The organism is Sphingomonas sp. SORGH_AS_0789 (assembly GCF_031453055.1).
Lineage (GTDB): Bacteria > Pseudomonadota > Alphaproteobacteria > Sphingomonadales > Sphingomonadaceae > Sphingomonas.
In genome coordinates, this window is sequence record NZ_JAVIYV010000001.1 from 526,556 (window position 1) to 544,013 (window position 17,458).

Below are 17,458 nucleotides of genomic sequence, written 5' to 3' on the forward strand. Positions count from 1 at the left end.
ATGGCCGTCTATACGCAGGTTTCGGCCGAGGCGCTGTCGGCGTTTCTGGCACGCTATGACGTGGGCGAGCTGATCTCCGCCAAGGGGATCGCCGAGGGGGTCGAGAACAGCAATTACCTGGTCGACACCACGACCGCGCGGTTCATCCTGACGCTGTACGAAAAGCGCGTGGCGGCGGGCGACCTGCCCTTCTTCCTCGCGCTGCTCGACCATCTCGCCGCCAAGGGCCTGGCCGTGCCGCCCGCGATCAAGGACCGGCAGGGCGTCGAGATCCAGGAGCTGGCGGGCCGCCCCGCCTGCCTGATCCAGTTCCTGACCGGCGTGTCGCTGTCGCACCCGACCCCGGCGCAGGCGCTGGCGGCGGCGGACGCGATGGGCGCGATGCACCGGGCGGTGGCGGACTTTCCGCAGAGCCGCGCCAATTCGATGGGCCATGCCAGCTGGCGGCCGCTATTCAAACAATGCGGCCGCGATCTCGACCGGATTCAGCCGGGCCTGCACGACGCGATGGGCGAAGCGCTCGACACGGTGCTGGACGGCTGGGACGCGCAGAGCCTCGACGCTTGCGTCATCCATGCCGACCTGTTCCCCGACAATGTGCTGGTGCTGGGCGATCAGGTCACCGGCCTGATCGACTTCTATTTCGCCTGCACCGACTACCGCGTCTATGACCTCGCCGTCATGCACTCGGCCTGGAGCTTCGACGCGGCCGGCGAGACCTATGCACCCGAAATCGGCGCGGCGCTGATCGAAGGATATGAGCGCCACTTCCCGCTGTCCCACACCGAGCGCGCGGCCTTCGCGAAGCTGGCGATGGGCGCGTGCCTCCGCTTCGCGCTGTCGCGGGCCTGGGACTGGCTGAACACCCCGGCCGATGCGCTGGTGACGCGCAAGGACCCGCTCGCCTATTGGCGGCGCTATATCGCCTATCGCGACGGAAAGGCCGGACTGTGACCCCCGTGGAGATCGCCACCGATGGCGCGTGCAAGGGCAATCCCGGCCCCGGCGGCTGGGGCGCGCTGATCCGGTCGGGCGCGCATGAGAAGGAATTGTCGGGCGGCGAGCCGCTGACCACCAACAACCGCATGGAGCTGATGGCGGCGATCGAGGCGCTGAACGCGCTCAAGCGTCCGTGCGCGGTGACGCTGTCGACCGACAGCCGCTATGTGATGGACGGCCTGACCAAGTGGATCCATGGCTGGAAACGCAATGGCTGGCGCACGGCGGACAAGAAGCCGGTCAAGAATGCCGAGCTATGGCAGGCGCTGGTTGCGGCGGCGGAGCGGCACCAGATCGAGTGGAAATGGGTCAAGGGCCATGCCGGCCACCCCGACAATGAACGCGCCGACAAGCTGGCGAGCGACGCGGCGGAGACGTTCCGCAAATAGCCGCTTCCGGGCGGTCCGTGGCTATCGCGAGAACCGCGCCGCCGCATAGCGCGCCGCATCCACGCCGCCCGGCATATCCCCCTGGCCCAGCAGCAGCGCCGCCGCCATGCGCGACGCGGCGGGGGCGGTCTGGATGCCGAAGCCGCCCTGCCCCGCGCACCAGAAGAAGCCCGGCACCCTGGCGTCGAAACCATAGACCGGCGCGCGGTCGGGGGCGAAGCTGCGCAGCCCCGCCCAGCGGCGCTCGACCGCTGCGACGCGCCAGTCGACCACCTTTTCCAGCCGGTCGATGGCGACCGCCACGTCCCATTCCTCGGGCGCGATGTCGCAGGGGACGCTGGGGGTCTCGTCATGCGGGGTCAGCCACAGCCGCCCGCCCGCCTCGGGCTTGAAATAGAAACGGCCGTTGATGTCGATGACATGCGGCAGGCCGGACGGCGCGGGCGGATCGGTGCGCAGCTGCATCATCGTCCGGCGATAGGGCGTGATGCCGACCGGCGCGGCCCCCGCGATCCGCGCGACCTCGTCCGCCCAGGCCCCCGCCGCGTCGACCAATATCCGCGCCTGGACCGGCCCGGCGCGCGTCTCCAGATGCCATAGCCCGTCGCGGCGTTCGGCGGCGACCAGCGCGGCATCGGTCCTCAGCACCGCCCCCGCGCCCTTCGCCGCCGCCAGGAAATCGGCGTGGAGCGCGGCCACGTCGATATAGGCGCAGCTCGGCTCCCAGATGCCCCGCACCCATTCGGGGCGCAGACCGGGGATGCGCGTGGCGGGATCGACCGGCGACAGGTCCACCCCACTGCCCGCGAAATCGCCGAGCAGCCGCTCGATCTGCGCCGAATCCTCCGCGCGCCCGACGTGAAGCGAGCCGAGCGGGGTCAGATACCCGCCGCCGCGCAGCGCCGCGCCGGAGGCGGTGGTCAGCGGCTGGACCGCCGGGCCGCCATAGGTTTCCGACCAGAAGGCCGCCGAGCGCCCGGTCGCATGGCGTCCGGGCATGTCCTCCGCTTCGAGCAGGATGACGCGTGCGCGCGATCCGATCGCCGCCGCCAGGCTCGCCCCCGCCATGCCCGCGCCGACGATCGCGATGTCATGGCTCATGCGGCGACCCCAGCCAGGAACGTATCGATCGCCTCCAGCGCGCGCAGCCGCACCGTATCCGCCTCGCGCAGCAGCTCATGCGCCGCCTCGTCGCCGAAGCGGACCGTGCGCGCGCCGATCCGGGCGGCGACCCGCGCCGCGACGCGCGAATCGACCAGCCGGTCGGCCTCGGCGATCAGCATCAGCGTCGGCAGGCCCATCCGGTCGAGCCGGGGATCGCGCGACAGCCCCCGGATCGAGCGCGACGCCTCCGCCAGCCATCCCCAGCTCGGCGGCCCCAGCGCCAGCTCGGGCATCCGCGCGTACCAATAGGCCTCGTCCTCGTAACGCGTGACGTCATGGGTCAGGTTGCGCTGGCGGGTATGACGGCCCGCCCCGTCATCGGCGCGCCAGATCGCACGCTCGCCCCGGCCGAGCGCCGCCATCGCACGGATGAGGATCGCCCCCAGCAGCGCGCCGGTCGGCAGGCGAAGCCCCAGCATCGGCGAAACCAGCACCAGGGCATCGGGATCGACCGCGCCCTCGACCACGGCGCGCAACGCCAGATGGCCGCCCATCGAATGGCCGAGCAGGACATGGCGAAGCCCCACGCCGTCCTCGCCCCGCCATTGCTGCCAGAAGCTGCGCAGGTCCGCGACATAGACCGAGAAATCGGCACCATGCCCGACATGCCGGTCGGCGAGCAGGCGTCCCGATCCCCCCTGCCCGCGCCAGTCGAACGCGGTGACGCTCCAGCCGCGCGCCACCAGATGCGCGAAGACCTCCAGATATTTCTCGATCATGTCGGCGCGGCCCGTCTGGAACAGCAACCGACCGACCGGCCGCGTCGCCACCCAGTCGAACCGGCGATGCGCCCAGCCATCGGGCGCGGTCCAGTGCGACAGCCGCGCGTCGGCGGGGAAGGATCGGCGAAGGGCGAAGGCGTCGGTCATCCGCCTCCCGGTTACGGTTTAGAAAGCCCTGCCGTCTAGGTGGTTCTATGATGGAATGGACCATTGTCCGTATCGCGCTGATCGGTGCGCTGACCCTGTTGCTGGTGGCGGCGGGGATCGAGGACGCGCGCACCCGCGAGATCGCCGACCGCAAGAACGCCGCCATCGCGCTGCTCGCGCCGCTCTGGTGGTGGGCGTCGGGACTGTCGGTCTGGCCCGATATCGTGGTGCAGCTGGCGGTGGCGGGCTTCGTCTTCCTGCTGTTCGCGCAGGCCTTTCGCGTCGGCATGATGGGCGGCGGCGACGTGAAGATGATCGCCGCGCTGGCGCTATGGCTGCCGCTGCAACCGCTGTTCCGGATGCTGCTGATCATGTCGATCGCGGGCGGCGCGGTGACCTTCGCCATGATTCTCGACCATCGGTGGCGCCGTCGGCGCCAGGGCGGGGCGGCGCGGCCGATCGAGGTTCCCTATGGCGTCGCGATCGCGGTGGCCGGGCTGATGATCCTGCGGGAACCGATATTTAACCCATTCAATCATACCTGATTTTCCTGAACAGGCCGGGCAGAGGGTTCGGCGACGAGGCCAAGAGCGCGGGATGGACAGTCGCAAATTGTTACTGGTGTTGGGCGCGTTGGTGGTCGCGGGGATGACCGCGCTGTTCGCCCGGACCATCACGTCGGGCAGCAGCGCGCCGCAGGCCGCCGCCGCCGTCATCGTCGCGCCCGCCGAATCGGGCCCCGAGGTGCTGGTCGCGACCCGCACCCTGCCGGTCGGTACGATCATCGACCCGACCGCGCTGAAATTCCAGCCCTGGCCCAAGGACATGGTCCAGGGTGCCTATTATGTGAAGGGCCAGGCCGATCCCACCAAGCTGCAGGGCACGGTGCTGCGCTATGCGATCACCGCCGGGCAGCCGCTGACCCAGGGGTCGGTGGTGCCGCCGGGCGACCGGGGCTTCCTGGCCGCGGCGCTGACGCCGGGCATGCGCGCGGTGACGGTGCCGGTATCGGCGCAGACGGCGGTGGCGGGCTTCGTGTTTCCCGGCGACCGCATCGACATGGTGCTGACCCAGGATGTCGCGGGCGGCGGCGACGGGCCCCCGCTGAAGGTGTCGGAGACGATCATGCGCAACGTCCGCGTGCTCGCCACCGACCAGAGCACCGACCATCAGGCGGGCTCGGACGGCAAGACGGCGGTCCACCCCTTCACCACCGTCACGGTCGAGACGACGCCGAAAATGGCCGAACAGCTCGCCGTCGCGCAGACGGTCGGCACGCTGTCGCTGTCGCTGCGCGCGCTGGCCGACCAGCCCGACCGAAGCGCCGGGGCCAGCCAGCCGATGATCGACCGCGCCTCCTATGCCACCGGCGGCGACGTGTCGCGCTATCAGCGCCGGACGGTGCCCGGACGCCAGGCCAATGCCGGGCCCGATCACGGCACGATCCCGATGCCCGGCGGCGCGATGCCCGTGGCAGGCAGCGCGGGCGCGGCCACGGGAATGGGCGCCCCGGTTCGCGAAGGCGGCGTGCAGGTCACGCGCGGCCATGGGTCGGGCGATTCGGGTCCGTCCACAGCTGGCAGGATGAATTGAACATGGCGTCCCGGTCCATCCTGGCGGGCTCGGCACGCGCCGCCGCCCATATGCTGATCCTCGCACCGCTGCTCCTCGCCCCCGCGCCATCCGCCGCCGCCGATCCGGAAGGCTCCACGGTCGTCAGCGACGGGTCGGGCGCGATGGAGATCAACACCGGGCGGGCGCGCCTCATCACCCTGCGCCGTCCGATGACCGATCTGTTCGTCGCCGACGACAGCATCGCCGACGTCCAGGTCCGCTCGCCCACCCAGCTCTATATCTATGGCAAGAAGCCGGGCGAAACGACGATCTCGGCCACCGGGCGCGGCGGGGCGGTCGTCTATTCGGCGACGGTGCGGGTCGGCAACAACACCGATTCGATCGGCCGGATGCTGCGGCTGGCCATGCCGGAGGCCAAGATCGCCGCCACGCCGATCAACGGCATGATCCTGCTGACCGGCACCGTCGCCTCCCCCGACGATGTCGCCGAGGCGGAGCGGCTGGTCCAGGCCTATGTCGGCAAGGACACCCGGATCATCAGCCGGTTGAAGACCGCGACCCCGCTTCAGGTGAACCTTCAGGTCCGCATCGCCGAGGTCAGTCGCAGCTTCGTCAAGACGATCGGCGTCAACCTGCTGAGCCGCGACAATAGCGGCGGCTTCCTGTTCGGCGTCGCGTCGGGCCGCAATGCTGGAACGATCAGCGACGTCACCGATCCGACCACGGGGCAGATCATCGGCACCCGCTATGGCTTCACCTCGGGCGACGCGCGGACGTCGGTGGGGCTGGCCGGACGGGTGCTGGGGATGAACCTGCTCGCCGCGATCGATCTGGGCGAGACACTGGGCCAGGTGTCGACGCTGGCCAATCCCAACCTGACCGCGCTGTCGGGCGAGACCGCGACCTTCCTGGCGGGGGGCGAGATCCCCATTCCGCTGACCAGCGGCTTCGGCGCGGTGTCGGTCGACTATAAGCAATATGGCGTCAGCCTGTCCTACACGCCGACGGTGCTGTCCGACGGGCGGATCTCGCTGCGCGTCCGGCCCGAAGTCTCGCAAATCTCGTCGGTGGGGTCGGTCCGGATCAACGGCACCTCGATCCCCGCTCTGTCCACCCGCCGCGCCGAGACGACGCTGGAGCTGGGGTCGGGGCAGAGCATGATGATCGGTGGGCTGTTGTCCAACACCCATGACAACAGCATCGAAAAGGCGCCGTGGCTGGGCGACCTGCCGCTGATCGGCTCGCTGTTCCGCTCCAACGCGTTCAAGCGCAACGAGACCGAGCTGGTCATCATCATCACCCCCTATCTGGTCAAGCCGGTCGATTCCCCTTCGGACATCGCCCTGCCGACGGACAGCCAGCGCCCGCCCAACGATGCCGAGCGCGTCCTGCTGGGACGGGTCGCCGCCGGGTCCGGAGAGCCGCGCCCCGTCCCCACCATGGCCCCGCCGGTCCAGGGTCGCCCCGTATCCGGCGCCGCCGCGCCGGTCGGAGCCGCGCCCGCCGCCCGGCCCGGCAAGGCCGTTCCCATGCCGGGCTTTTCCGAATGACCGCCCGCCCAAGGATGCCCCGCCCCATGCGCCGCGCCCCGCTTTGCCTGACGTCCCTCGGCCTGCTGCTGTCCGCCTGTAACGCCGGCGGCCAGCACGGGCTGGAAACCGCGCATCAGCCGGTCGTGTCGCAGACCGACTATGCGCTCGACCTCGCCGTGTCGCGCGGGCAACTGGCGGCCGACGAGGATCGTCGCCTCGACGGCTGGGCGCGCAACCTGCGGCTGGGTTATGGCGACCGCGTGACCATCGAGGACCCGGCGGGCGAGGCCCCCGGCGCCTATCGCCAGGTCGCGGCGGTGATCGGCGCTTATGGCCTGCTGCTCGGTCCGTCCTCGCCCATCGCGCAGAGCCCGGTCGCGCCCGCGACGATCCGCGTGATCGTGACCCGCGCCCGCGCGACGGTGCCCGGCTGCCCCGACTGGCGCAGCGATCTGGCCCCCGACTGGAGCGGCGACACTTCGTCCAACCATGGCTGCGCGATCAACCGCAATCTGGCGGCGATGGTCGCCGATCCCCGGGAACTGGTCCGCGGCACCGACGGCCCCGCCACCGCCGACCCGCGCTCCGCCACCCGCGCGATCGTCGCGATGCGGCGGGCGGGCACCACCGGCACGGGCGGCACCACGCTGCGCGATCCCAACGCGACCGCGAGCAGCGGCCCCGCGCCGACCAGCAGCGGAGAGCCCCAGTGAACGCCCCCTGGAATCCCCAACGCGCGCTGAAGCGCGACCCGTTCCAGGCCTATGTCTGCGACGACTGGGCGGCCGAGGCGATCCGCCCGATCGCCGACGAACAGGGATGGTCGCCGGACAAGGTCTTCAAGACCGGCATGCGCGGTGCGATCCAGTCGCTGGCGGTGTCGGCCAGCCCGCAGATCCTGCTGGTCGACCTGAGCGACACCGACGATGCGGTGGGGGAGATCAACAATCTGGCCGAGGTGTGCGAACCCGGCACGATCGTCATCGCGATCGGGCAGGTCAACGACGTGCGCCTCTATCGCACGCTGATGAACAGCGGCATCCATGATTATCTGCTCAAGCCGCTGAGCGCCGATCAGCTTCGCGACACGCTCGAACAGGCGCGCGCGATCCTGCACGCCCCCCGCCCCGCCGACCAGACGCCCGAACGGGCGCATTGCGGCGTCGCGGTGATCGGCGTGCGCGGCGGCATCGGTGCCTCGACCATCGCCACCTCGCTCGGCTGGCTGATGGCGGAGCGGCTGGGGCGTTCGACCGCGCTGCTCGACCTGGACGTGCATTTCGGCACCGCCGCGCTCTCGCTCGACCTGGAGCCGGGACGCGGGCTGGTCGACGCGATCGACAATCCCAGCCGGATCGACGGGCTGTTCCTGGAACGCGCGATGGTCAAGGCGTCGGAGCGGCTGGCCATCCTGTCCGCCGAGGCGCCGATCAGCGCGCCGATCCTGACCGACGGCATCGCCTTCGCCCAGTTGCAGGAGGAGATGCGGCTGACCTTCGAGACGACGCTGGTCGACCTGCCGCGCGACATGGCCCTGCAACAGCCGATGTTGTTGAACACCGCCCAGACCGTGGTGCTGGTGACCGAACTCACTTTGGCCGCCGCGCGCGACACGATCCGCATGCTCGCCTGGCTGAAGCTCAACGCGCCGCAGGCCGCCGTCCTGCTCGTCGCCAACCGGGTCCAGCCGGCCGCGCTCTGCGAGATCGCGCAGAGCGATTTCGAGGGGTCGATCGAGCGCCCCGTCGATGTCCTCATCCCCTATGACCAGAAGCTGGTCGTGCAGGCCGCCAAGCTGGGCAAGCCGATCGCCGAGCTGGGCAAGTCCTCGCGCACCGTCGCGCCGATGATCGCGATGGTCCAGCGCATCTGCACCTCGGCGGAGGACGGCGCCGCCGCCCCGGCGCGGCGCGGGCTGCTCGACCGGTTCGACTTCAAGGCGCTGCTGTCGAAGCGCGCCGGGACGGCCTGACCGGGTGAGCATCCTGGCGACCCTGATCCTGGCGATCGGCGTCTTCGCGACGCTGATGCTGGTGATGGCCGCACTGTCGGCCCCGTCGACGCCGCGCGCGCAGTCGCGGCGGCTGGCGGGCCTGCGCACGCGGGTCGCGCTCGATCTCGACAAGCCCGCCGTGGCGACCGCGTCGCGTGGGATCGCGTTCGCCACCGATACCCGCATGGACAAGGCGTTCGGCCGGTTGCTGCCCAACCCGGCGAAGCTGGCCAGGCGGCTGGACCGGGCGGGGCGCGGCTGGACGCTGGGGCAATATGGCCTGGGCTGCGCCGCCGTCGCGCTCGTCACGCTGATGCTGGGCCTGATGATCGGGCTGTCCTTCATCCTGGCGCTGCTGCTGGGCATCGGGATCGGGCTGTGGTTGCCGCATGTCTTCCTGTCGATGACGATCGGCCGCCGGATCGCGAAGTTCACCGCCCGCTTTCCCGACGCGATCGAGCTGCTGGTCCGCGGGCTGCGCTCGGGCCTGCCCATCGCCGAGACGATGGCGGTCGTCGGCCAGGAGGTGCCCGGCCCGGTCGGCGAGGAGTTCCGCGCGGTCTATGACCGGATGCGGATCGGCCGGACGATGGATGCCGCGCTGCAGGACGTCGCCGACCGGCTGGAGACGCCCGAATTCCAGTTCTTCGTCATCGCCATCGCCATCCAGCGCGAAACCGGCGGCAACCTGGCCGAGACGCTGTCCAACCTGGCCGACGTGCTGCGCAAGCGCGCGCAGATGAAGCTGAAGATCAAGGCGATGTCGTCCGAATCCAAGGCGTCGGCCTATATTATCGGCGTCCTGCCCTTTGCCGTGTTCGCCATGATCTGGATGATCAACCAGCCCTATATGGCGCGCTTCTTCATCGACCCGCGCCTGATGCTGGTCGGCGGCGTCGGCATCCTGTGGATGGGTCTGGGCGCGTTCATCATGTCCCGCATGATCAATTTCGAGATCTGAATGCGCAGCCCCGCCCCCTCTTCCGCGACCGGCCCGTTCGGCCTCGACGCCGCCTCCACCGCCACGCTGCTATGGGGCGTCTGCATCCTGGCCCTGCTGTTCGTCGGCTATCTGCTGATCGGCAGCCGCGATCCGATGAAGGCGCGGGTGCGTACCCTCAACGCGCGCCGCGAGCAGCTCAAGGCCGGGACCACCGCCCCGCCCCCGTCGCGCGCGCGGCTGATCGACCGCGACACGATGCTGAACCGGATGCATGCCATCCTCGATTCGCTGAAGATGTTGCAGGACGAACAGGTCCGCGCCGTCCAGACCAAGCTGCTCCAGGCGGGTATCCGGTCCAAGGAGATGGCGGTCGCGGTGATCTTCGGCCGCCTCGCGCTGCCGATCGTGCTGGGCGGGCTGATCGCCTTGTGGGTCTACGGCACCGACGGTTTCGCCACCTGGAGCCCGTTCAGCCGCAACATCCTGGTCGCGGGTACGCTGCTGCTGGCGTACAAGGCCCCCGATCTGGCGCTGAAGAACCAGATCACCAAGCGCAGCCAGGCGATCCGCAAGGGCCTGCCCGATGCGCTCGACCTGCTGGTCATCTGCGCCGAGGCCGGGTTGACGATCGACGCCGCCTTCATGCGCGTGGCCCGCGAATTGCGCCGCGCCTATCCCGAGCTGGGCGACGAGTTCCAGCTGACCTCGGTCGAGCTGGGTTTCCTGACCGACCGGCGGCAGGCGCTGGAGAATCTGGCGATGCGGGTCGATCTCGATTCGGTGCGGGGGGTCGTCACCACGATGATCCAGACCGAGAAATACGGCACCCCGCTCGCCAGCGCGCTGCGCGTCCTGTCGGCCGAGTTCCGCAACGAACGCATGATGCGCGCCGAGGAAAAGGCCGCGCGCCTGCCCGCGATCATGACGGTGCCGCTGATCCTGTTCATCCTGCCGACGCTGTTCGTGGTGATCCTGGGCCCCGCCGCCTGCTCGATCAAGGATACGCTCGTCACCGGCTAGTAACACTCGCGCAACCACCGACGCGTCCGGTCGTTGTCCGGACGTAACAGGCAGGGATCGACCGCGATGCTGTTCACTTCGACGACACAATTCGCCGTGCTGGGGCTGGTCCTCATCGCAGGGTGGCTCTTCGGCTTGGCGAGCCATCCGGGCGGCCGCAAATGGCGCACCCGCTATTCGACCGAGCGCGACGCCCATGCCGCGCAGGTGAAGGATACCGAGACCAAATTGTCCGCCGCACAGGCCCGCATCGCCGAACTGGAGCGCGAGAACCAGCGGCTGGCCAGTGCGCAACCCGTGGCGGCGGCCCCCGTGACGGAGCGGGTACCGTACCGCCCGGTCGCCGCCACCGCCGCGCGTCCGGCCTATCCGGCGGGTGAGCGTCGGGGCTGGTTCGATTTCGGGAACCGGGTTTCGACGCGCGGGTAACGGGGTTTCATCGGGTGTGGGCTCGGTGAGACACCCTGCCCTCCCCCGGCCCCTCCCGCCTGCGGGAGGGGAGGAACTTGGGGCGCATTCAGCCCCGAATCACCGATTGCACCGTGCAACGCGATCGAGATGTACGCTGCTCGCGCTCCTAGGCACGCCCCTCCCGCAAGCGGGAGGGGATGGGGGAGGGAAAGCGCCCGGCGAAACGCTCCCCTCCCCGTGGACGGTTACCGCGCCTTCAACGCCGCCTGCGCCGCCGCCAGCCGGGCGATCGGGACCCGGTACGGGCTGGCCGAGACATAATCCAATCCGACCTGCTCGCAAAAAGCGATCGACGCCGGATCGCCGCCATGCTCGCCGCAAATGCCCAGCTTGATGCCGGCGCGCGTCGCGCGGCCGCGCTCGGCGGCCAGGCTGACCAGTTCGCCGACGCCCTCGACATCCAGGCTGACGAACGGGTCCTTGGCGTAGATGCCCTTCTCGACATAGGCGCCCAGGAAGCGTGCGGCGTCGTCGCGGCTGACGCCCAAAGTCGTCTGGGTCAGGTCGTTGGTGCCAAAGGAGAAGAACTCGCCCACCTCGGCGATTTCCCCGGCCTTCAGCGCGGCCCGCGGCAGTTCGATCATGGTACCGACCAGATACTCGACCGTCTTGCCCCGCTCGGCGAACACGGCCTGCGCGGCCTTGTCGACCACCGCCTTCATCAACTCCAGCTCGCGCCGGGTGGCGACCAGCGGGATCATGACCTCGGGGATCGGGGCTTCACCCGACTTCTCCGCGACGTCCAGCGCCGCCTCGAAGATCGCCCGCGCCTGGATCTCGTAGATTTCGGGATAGGTCACGCCCAAACGGCAGCCGCGATGGCCGAGCATCGGGTTGAACTCGTGCAGTTCGCTCGCCCGACGCTTCAGCGTATCCACATCCACGCCCGCCGCCGTCGCGACCTCGGCGAATTCGGCCTCCTGCTGCGGCAGGAATTCGTGCAGCGGCGGGTCGAGCAGGCGCACCGTCACCGGCAGGCCCGCCATCACCTCGAAGATCGCGGTGAAGTCGGCGCGCTGTTCGGGCAGCAGCTTGTCGAGCGCGGCGCGGCGGCCCTTTTCGTCCGAGGCCAGGATCATCTGGCGCACCGCCGTGATCCGCGCGGCGTCGAAGAACATATGCTCGGTGCGGCACAGGCCGACGCCCTCCGCGCCGAAATCGCGCGCGGTCTGGCAGTCGAGCGGCGTTTCCGCATTGGCGCGGACCTTCAGGCGGCGGACCTGATCGGCCCATTCCATCAGCGTGCCGAAATCGCCCGCCAGCTCGGGCTGGACGGTCGCCACCGCGCCGACCATCACCTCGCCGGTCGAACCGTCGAGCGTCAGGATATCGCCCTCGCGCACCTCGCGGGCACCGACGCGCAGCAGCTTGGCCTTGTTGTCGATCGACAGCGAACCCGCACCCGAGACGCAAGGCCGCCCCATGCCGCGCGCCACGACCGCCGCATGGCTGGTCATGCCGCCGCGCGCGGTCAGGATGCCCTTGGCCGCGTGCATGCCATGAATATCTTCCGGCGAGGTTTCGACGCGGACCAGAATCACCGCCTCGCCCGCCGCCGCCGCACGCTCGGCGGCATCGGCGTCGAACACCACCTTGCCCGAGGCCGCCCCTGGGCTGGCGGGCAGCCCCTTGGTCAGCACGTCACGCCAGGCATTGGGGTCCAGCGTCGGGTGGAGCAGCTGGTCGAGCGCCGCCGGATCGACCCGCGCGATCGCCTCCTCGCGGGTGATGAGGCCCTCATTGGCCATGTCGACCGCGATCTTCAGCGCCGCCTTGGCGGTGCGCTTGCCCGATCGGGTCTGGAGCATCCAGAGCTTGGCCTGTTCGACCGTGAACTCGATGTCCTGCATGTCGCGGTAATGGTTTTCCAGCCGGTCGAAGACGGCGGCCAGCTCCGCATAGACCTCGGGCATCGCCTCTTCCATCGAGGCGGGCTTGGCCTTCGCCTCCTCGCGCGCGGCCCTGGTCAGGTACTGCGGCGTGCGGATGCCCGCGACCACATCCTCGCCCTGCGCGTTGATCAGGAACTCGCCATAATAGGCGCGGTCGCCCTTGGACGGATCGCGCGTGAAGGCCACGCCCGTCGCCGAGGTATCGCCCATATTGCCGAAGACCATCGCCTGCACATTGACGGCGGTGCCCCAGTCGGCGGGAATGTCGTTCAGGCGGCGATAGACCTTGGCCCGCTCCGACTGCCACGACCCGAACACCGCGCCGACCGCGCCCCAGAGCTGGTCCTGCACGTCCTGCGGGAAGGGCTTGCCCCATTGCTCCTCGACCAGGCCCTTATAGGTCGTGACCAGCGCCTTCCAGTCGGCGGCGCTCATCTCGGTGTCGAGGGTGAAGCCGTTATCCTCCTTGGCGATCTCCAGCGCTTCCTCGAACGCGCCGTGATCCAGCTCCAGCACGACATCGGCGTACATCTGGATGAAACGCCGATAGCTATCCCAGGCGAAACGCTCGTCGCCGGCCTTCTTCGCCAGCCCCTCGACGGTGGCGTCGTTGAGGCCCAGGTTCAGCACCGTGTCCATCATGCCCGGCATCGACACGCGCGCGCCCGAGCGGACCGAGACGAGCAGCGGGTTTTCCGGGTCGCCGAAGCGCTTCTCGGTCACCGCCTCGATATGCGCGATGCCGTCCGCCACCTCGTCGCGCAGCTCTTGTGGAAACTGCTCGCCATCCTCGTAATAACGGGTGCACATCGCGGTCGAGATGGTGAAGCCCGGCGGCACCGGCAGCCCGATCGACGCCATTTCGGCCAGGTTCGCGCCCTTGCCGCCAAGCAGGTTCCTGTCCCCCTTACCGCCGTCCGAAACGCCGCCGCCGAAGCGGTACACATAGGTCATCGGTTCGATCCTTTACTGGTCGTATCGTCCGACGCCCTGGGGACACAGGCGTCGGTGTTAATAAGGCGATATTGCCGGAGGGGAAGACAGGAAGCTGTCGGTCCGTCTCCCGATCCGGCTCAACTCATCCCTCGATCCTCGAAAAATCCGCCACCATGTGGACGGCGGCCCGAACGCGGGCGAGCAATGCCAGGCGCACCGCCCGCTTGGCCGGGTCGGCGTCGTTGACGGTCACATCATCGAAGAACCGGTCGATCGGCGCACGGAGCGAGGCGAGCGCGGCCATGGCGGCCTCGAAATCCTCGGCCTTCACCGCCTCGGCCGCCTTGGGCTCGGCGGCGTCGAGCGCGGCGATCAGATCGGCCTCGGCGGGTTCGGGCGTGTAGGTCGGCGCGGTCCAGCCCTGGTCGCCCTCGACGCCTTCCTTCTTCAGGATGTTCGCGGCGCGCTTATACCCGGCGAGCAGGTTGGTGCCGTCGTCGGTGGTGACGAAGGCTTGCAGCGCGCGGACGCGGGCGAGCAGGCGGACGAGATCGTCCTCGCCGCCGAGAGCGAAGACCGCGTCGATCAGGTCGTGACGGACGCCTGCCTCGCGTTGCTGGACCTTGAGGCGGTCGGCGAAGAAATCGAGGAGCTTTCCGAGTGTCGGCTCCTCCGTAAGATAGGTCTGCCCATACCGATTATTGGCCAGAACAATCTCAAACACGCGGCGAAGCCTGAATCGAAGGCCATTAGTGAGAATGAGCTGAAGGGTTCCAAGTGCTGCACGGCGAAGTGCAAACGGATCTTTTGATCCAGTCGGCTCAATCCCCGCTTCAAAAAATGCCGCAAGCGTATGAAGGCGCTCGGCCAGCGCCACGGCCACCGTCACCGGCGCGGTGGGGACATCATCGCCCTGACCGACCGGCTTATAGTGATCGCGAACCGCCTCGGCGACGCGCGGGTCCTCGCCCTGAGCGGCGGCGTAATAGCCACCCATAAGGCCCTGCAATTCGGGAAACTCGCCGACCATACCGGTGACCAGATCGGCTTTCGCCAGATACGCGGCGCGCTCCGCCAGATCGGCAAGCTCGCCCCCCCCGTTCACGGGGGGGGATGGGGGGGGGGCGGTTCCGCTGGCGACGTCGCTTGGGGCACGGCCCTCCCCTAACCCCTCCCGCCTGCGGGAGGGGGACTCGGTGACGATCCCCTCTTCGACCAGCCAGCGGGCGAGCTTAGCCACCCGCTCTACCTTGTCGGCGACGGAGCCCAGCCTTTCGTGGAAGACGATCTTTTCCAGCTTGGGCCGCAGATCGTCGAGCTTGGTCTTCAGGTCCGTCTCGTAGAAGAAGCGCGCGTCGGACAGGCGGGCGGCGAGCACCTTGCCATTACCCTCGACGATCTTTGCCCCGCCATCACTCGCCTCAATATTGGCGGTGCAGACGAACGCGTTTGCCAGCTTGCCGTCGCCGGAGCGGCAGACGAAGTACTTCTGGTTCACCCGCGCGGTGAGCTGGATGACTTCCGGCGGCACGTCGAGATAGGCTTCGTCGAAGCGGCCGAGCAGCGGCACCGGCCATTCGGTCAGCCCGGCATTCTCGGCGACCAGCCCTTCGTCCTCGACCAGTTCCAGCCCGGCCTCGGCGGCCAGCGCCGACGCGCGCTTGCGGATGATCGCGGCGCGCTCGTCCTGATCGACCAGCACCTTGGCGCCGCGCAGCTGCTCGACATAGGTGTCCGCGCCGGTCAGCACGATCTCGGCGGGCGCGTGGAAGCGGTGACCGCGCGTGACATTGCCACTAGTGATCCCGGCGACCTCGAACGGCACCACCTCGCCGCCGAACAGCGCGACGATCGCGTGCAATGGGCGGACCCAGCGCATCGACTCGGTCGAGGCGGACTCCGCCCCCCAGCGCATCGACTTGGGCCAGGGGAAGGCGCGGACGATCGCGGGGATCGCCTCGGCCAGCACTTGCGCCGTCGCGCGGCCGGGCTTTTCGGTGATCGCGAAGAGCACGCCGTCGCGCTCGGTCAACTGCTCGCGCGTCAGCCCGGTCTTGCGGAGGAAGCCCTCCAGCGCCTGGGGCGGGGCGGAGGCACGCGGGCCCTTCACTTCCTCGGACACCGCCTCGGTCGCGGACGGAAGACCCTTGGCGATCAGCGCCAGGCGGCGCGGGCCCGCATAGGTGACGATCTCACCCGCCGACAGACCGGCCTTGGCGAGTTCGGCGGCGAACAGCTTGGCGAGGTTCTCCCGCGCCCCCGCCTGCATCCGGGCGGGAATTTCTTCGGAGCGGAGTTCGAGCAGAAAATCGGTCATCACGCGGCCCAGCCGTTCTTGTCCATCCAGGCGCCGCACGCGCCCTTCGCCAGATCGCGGACGCGGCCCATATAGGCCTGGCGCTCCGCCACCGAGATCACGCCGCGCGCCTGCAGCAGGTTGAAGGTGTGGCTGGCCTTGATCGCCTGTTCATAGGCGGGGATGGGCAGCTTGGCCTCCAGACAGCGCTCGCACTCGGCCGCCGCCTTCTTGAAGGCGTCGAACAGCGTCTCCGTGTCGGCCACCTCGAAATTCCAGGTCGACATCTGCTTCTCGTTTTCGAGAAACACGTCGCCGTAGCTCACGCCCGCATCGTTGAAGCGCAGGTCGTAGACGTTGTCGACGTCCTGGATGTACATGGCCAGACGCTCGAGCCCATAGGTCAGCTCGCCCGCGACCGGCTTCATGTCGTAACCGCCCATCTGCTGGAAATAGGTGAACTGGGTCACCTCCATCCCGTCGCACCAGACTTCCCAGCCCAGGCCCCAGGCGCCCAGGGTCGGGCTTTCCCAATCGTCCTCGACAAAGCGGATGTCGTGCTTGGCCATGTCCACGCCGATTGCGGCCAGGCTGCCGAGATACAGGTCCTGCAGGTCGGCGGGCGAGGGCTTCAGGATCACCTGATACTGGTAATAATGCTGGAGCCGGTTGGGGTTCTCGCCATAGCGGCCGTCGGTCGGACGGCGGCAGGGCTGGACGAAAGCCGCGTTCCACGAATCCGGACCCAGCGCGCGCAGCGTGGTCGCGGGGTGAAAGGTGCCCGCCCCCATCTCCATGTCATAGGGTTGCAGGATCACGCATCCGCGCTCGCTCCAATAGTCATGGAGGGTGAGGATCATGCGCTGGAAGGAAAGTGGTCCTTCCGGGGGTCCGTTCCGGGTCAGCATAACGCGGCAGGCTTTGGCTCATGCCCCCTTCGCGGTCAAGGCGAGCCGCCGCGCTCGCGACGCCACCAGTCAGCCAAGCATGATATTTTGTCATGTCTTGTTGACACAGTCGCGACTCGCTGTCACTTTGTCATGGTGACCTGACATTCCGTCATGCACGGGTGACAAAGGGAGGTTGCCATGCAAGAGGAGGTGGACATGAAAAATCGCCTCAAGGTGCTGCGCGCCGAACGCAACTGGAGCCAGGCGGAACTCGCCGGGCGGCTGGACGTGTCGCGACAGGCCGTCAACGCCATCGAGACGGGGAAATACGACCCCTCGCTGCCGCTCGCCTTCCGCATCGGCCGCCTGTTCGACATGCCCATCGAGGAGATTTTCGATGACGAGCACCATGGTGAGTGACTCGCCGGACTGCGATCCGCAGGAACCGGAACGGATGACGCGCGGCGGAGGCCCGGCCTATCTGATCCG

The 17,458-nt window shown here is 68.9% G+C and carries 16 protein-coding genes; 11 read left to right on the top strand and 5 right to left on the bottom strand.

The features are described 5' to 3' along the window. Entirely contained in the window at window positions 1–954 is a 954-nt protein-coding gene (gene thrB / locus QE360_RS02320; protein ID WP_309699005.1) for a homoserine kinase, read from the top strand. Continuing rightward, window positions 951–1,388, top strand: coding sequence for a ribonuclease HI (gene rnhA, locus QE360_RS02325; protein WP_307103169.1), 438 nt, complete (start codon window positions 951–953; stop codon window positions 1,386–1,388). Before thrB ends, rnhA begins: the two co-directional genes overlap by 4 nt. A gap of 21 nt (window positions 1,389–1,409) precedes the next feature. On the opposite strand, the gene QE360_RS02330 is transcribed toward rnhA, so the two are convergent. Further along, a complete protein-coding gene (locus QE360_RS02330) occupies window positions 1,410–2,489 on the bottom strand; it encodes an FAD-dependent oxidoreductase (protein ID WP_309699007.1) in 1,080 nt (359 codons plus the stop codon). Then, entirely contained in the window at window positions 2,486–3,421 is a 936-nt protein-coding gene (locus QE360_RS02335) for an alpha/beta hydrolase (protein WP_309699009.1), read from the bottom strand. The genes QE360_RS02330 and QE360_RS02335 overlap by 4 nt, the downstream gene beginning before the upstream one ends. 50 nt (window positions 3,422–3,471) lie before the next feature. On the opposite strand from QE360_RS02335, the gene QE360_RS02340 reads away from it, so the two are divergent. The 8 genes from QE360_RS02340 to QE360_RS02375 all read left to right on the top strand — a co-directional run bounded on the left by QE360_RS02340 (window position 3,472) and on the right by QE360_RS02375 (window position 10,913). Next, window positions 3,472–3,966: a prepilin peptidase gene (locus QE360_RS02340; protein ID WP_309704035.1), complete on the top strand. Its 495-nt coding sequence runs from the start codon at window positions 3,472–3,474 to the stop codon at window positions 3,964–3,966. Between the two features lie 52 nt (window positions 3,967–4,018). Beyond that, on the top strand, window positions 4,019–5,014 hold the full coding sequence (cpaB, locus tag QE360_RS02345) for a Flp pilus assembly protein CpaB (protein ID WP_309699011.1): 996 nt from the start codon (window positions 4,019–4,021) through the stop codon (window positions 5,012–5,014). Window positions 5,015–5,016: 2 nt separating this feature from the next. Next, the gene (locus QE360_RS02350) at window positions 5,017–6,546 is read left to right on the top strand and encodes a type II and III secretion system protein family protein (protein WP_309699013.1); all 1,530 of its coding nucleotides are present in this window, start codon (window positions 5,017–5,019) and stop codon (window positions 6,544–6,546) included. 26 nt (window positions 6,547–6,572) lie between these two features. Then, entirely contained in the window at window positions 6,573–7,241 is a 669-nt protein-coding gene (locus QE360_RS02355) for a CpaD family pilus assembly lipoprotein (RefSeq protein WP_309699015.1), read from the top strand. Next, entirely contained in the window at window positions 7,238–8,500 is a 1,263-nt protein-coding gene (locus QE360_RS02360; RefSeq protein ID WP_309699017.1) for a pilus assembly protein CpaE, read from the top strand. Before QE360_RS02355 ends, QE360_RS02360 begins: the two co-directional genes overlap by 4 nt. A gap of 4 nt (window positions 8,501–8,504) precedes the next feature. Further along, window positions 8,505–9,482 carry a type II secretion system F family protein gene (locus tag QE360_RS02365; protein WP_309699018.1) on the top strand — a complete coding sequence of 326 codons (978 nt, stop codon included), beginning with the start codon at window positions 8,505–8,507 and terminating at the stop codon, window positions 9,480–9,482. Further along, entirely contained in the window at window positions 9,483–10,484 is a 1,002-nt protein-coding gene (locus QE360_RS02370; protein WP_309699019.1) for a type II secretion system F family protein, read from the top strand. 66 nt (window positions 10,485–10,550) lie between these two features. Continuing rightward, window positions 10,551–10,913 (top strand): hypothetical protein, encoded by a 363-nt coding sequence (locus QE360_RS02375; RefSeq protein ID WP_309699020.1) that lies wholly within the window; start codon window positions 10,551–10,553, stop codon window positions 10,911–10,913. Window positions 10,914–11,140: 227 nt separating this feature from the next. On the opposite strand, the gene ppdK is transcribed toward QE360_RS02375, so the two are convergent. The 3 genes from ppdK to QE360_RS02390 all read right to left on the bottom strand — a co-directional run bounded on the left by ppdK (window position 11,141) and on the right by QE360_RS02390 (window position 16,939). Then, complete coding sequence (gene ppdK / locus QE360_RS02380; protein WP_309699022.1) at window positions 11,141–13,801, bottom strand: pyruvate, phosphate dikinase; 2,661 nt, start codon at window positions 13,799–13,801, stop codon at window positions 11,141–11,143. A 124-nt stretch (window positions 13,802–13,925) separates the two neighbouring features. Next, the gene (gene glyS, locus QE360_RS02385) at window positions 13,926–16,100 is read right to left on the bottom strand and encodes a glycine--tRNA ligase subunit beta (protein WP_309699024.1); all 2,175 of its coding nucleotides are present in this window, start codon (window positions 16,098–16,100) and stop codon (window positions 13,926–13,928) included. Further along, window positions 16,100–16,939 carry a glycine--tRNA ligase subunit alpha gene (locus QE360_RS02390; protein ID WP_309699026.1) on the bottom strand — a complete coding sequence of 280 codons (840 nt, stop codon included), beginning with the start codon at window positions 16,937–16,939 and terminating at the stop codon, window positions 16,100–16,102. Before QE360_RS02390 ends, glyS begins: the two co-directional genes overlap by 1 nt. A 246-nt stretch (window positions 16,940–17,185) precedes the next feature. Between QE360_RS02390 and QE360_RS02395 the strand changes: the two genes are divergently transcribed. Continuing rightward, complete coding sequence (locus tag QE360_RS02395; RefSeq protein WP_261269196.1) at window positions 17,186–17,389, top strand: helix-turn-helix transcriptional regulator; 204 nt, start codon at window positions 17,186–17,188, stop codon at window positions 17,387–17,389. The last annotated feature ends 69 nt before the right edge of the window (window positions 17,390–17,458 follow it).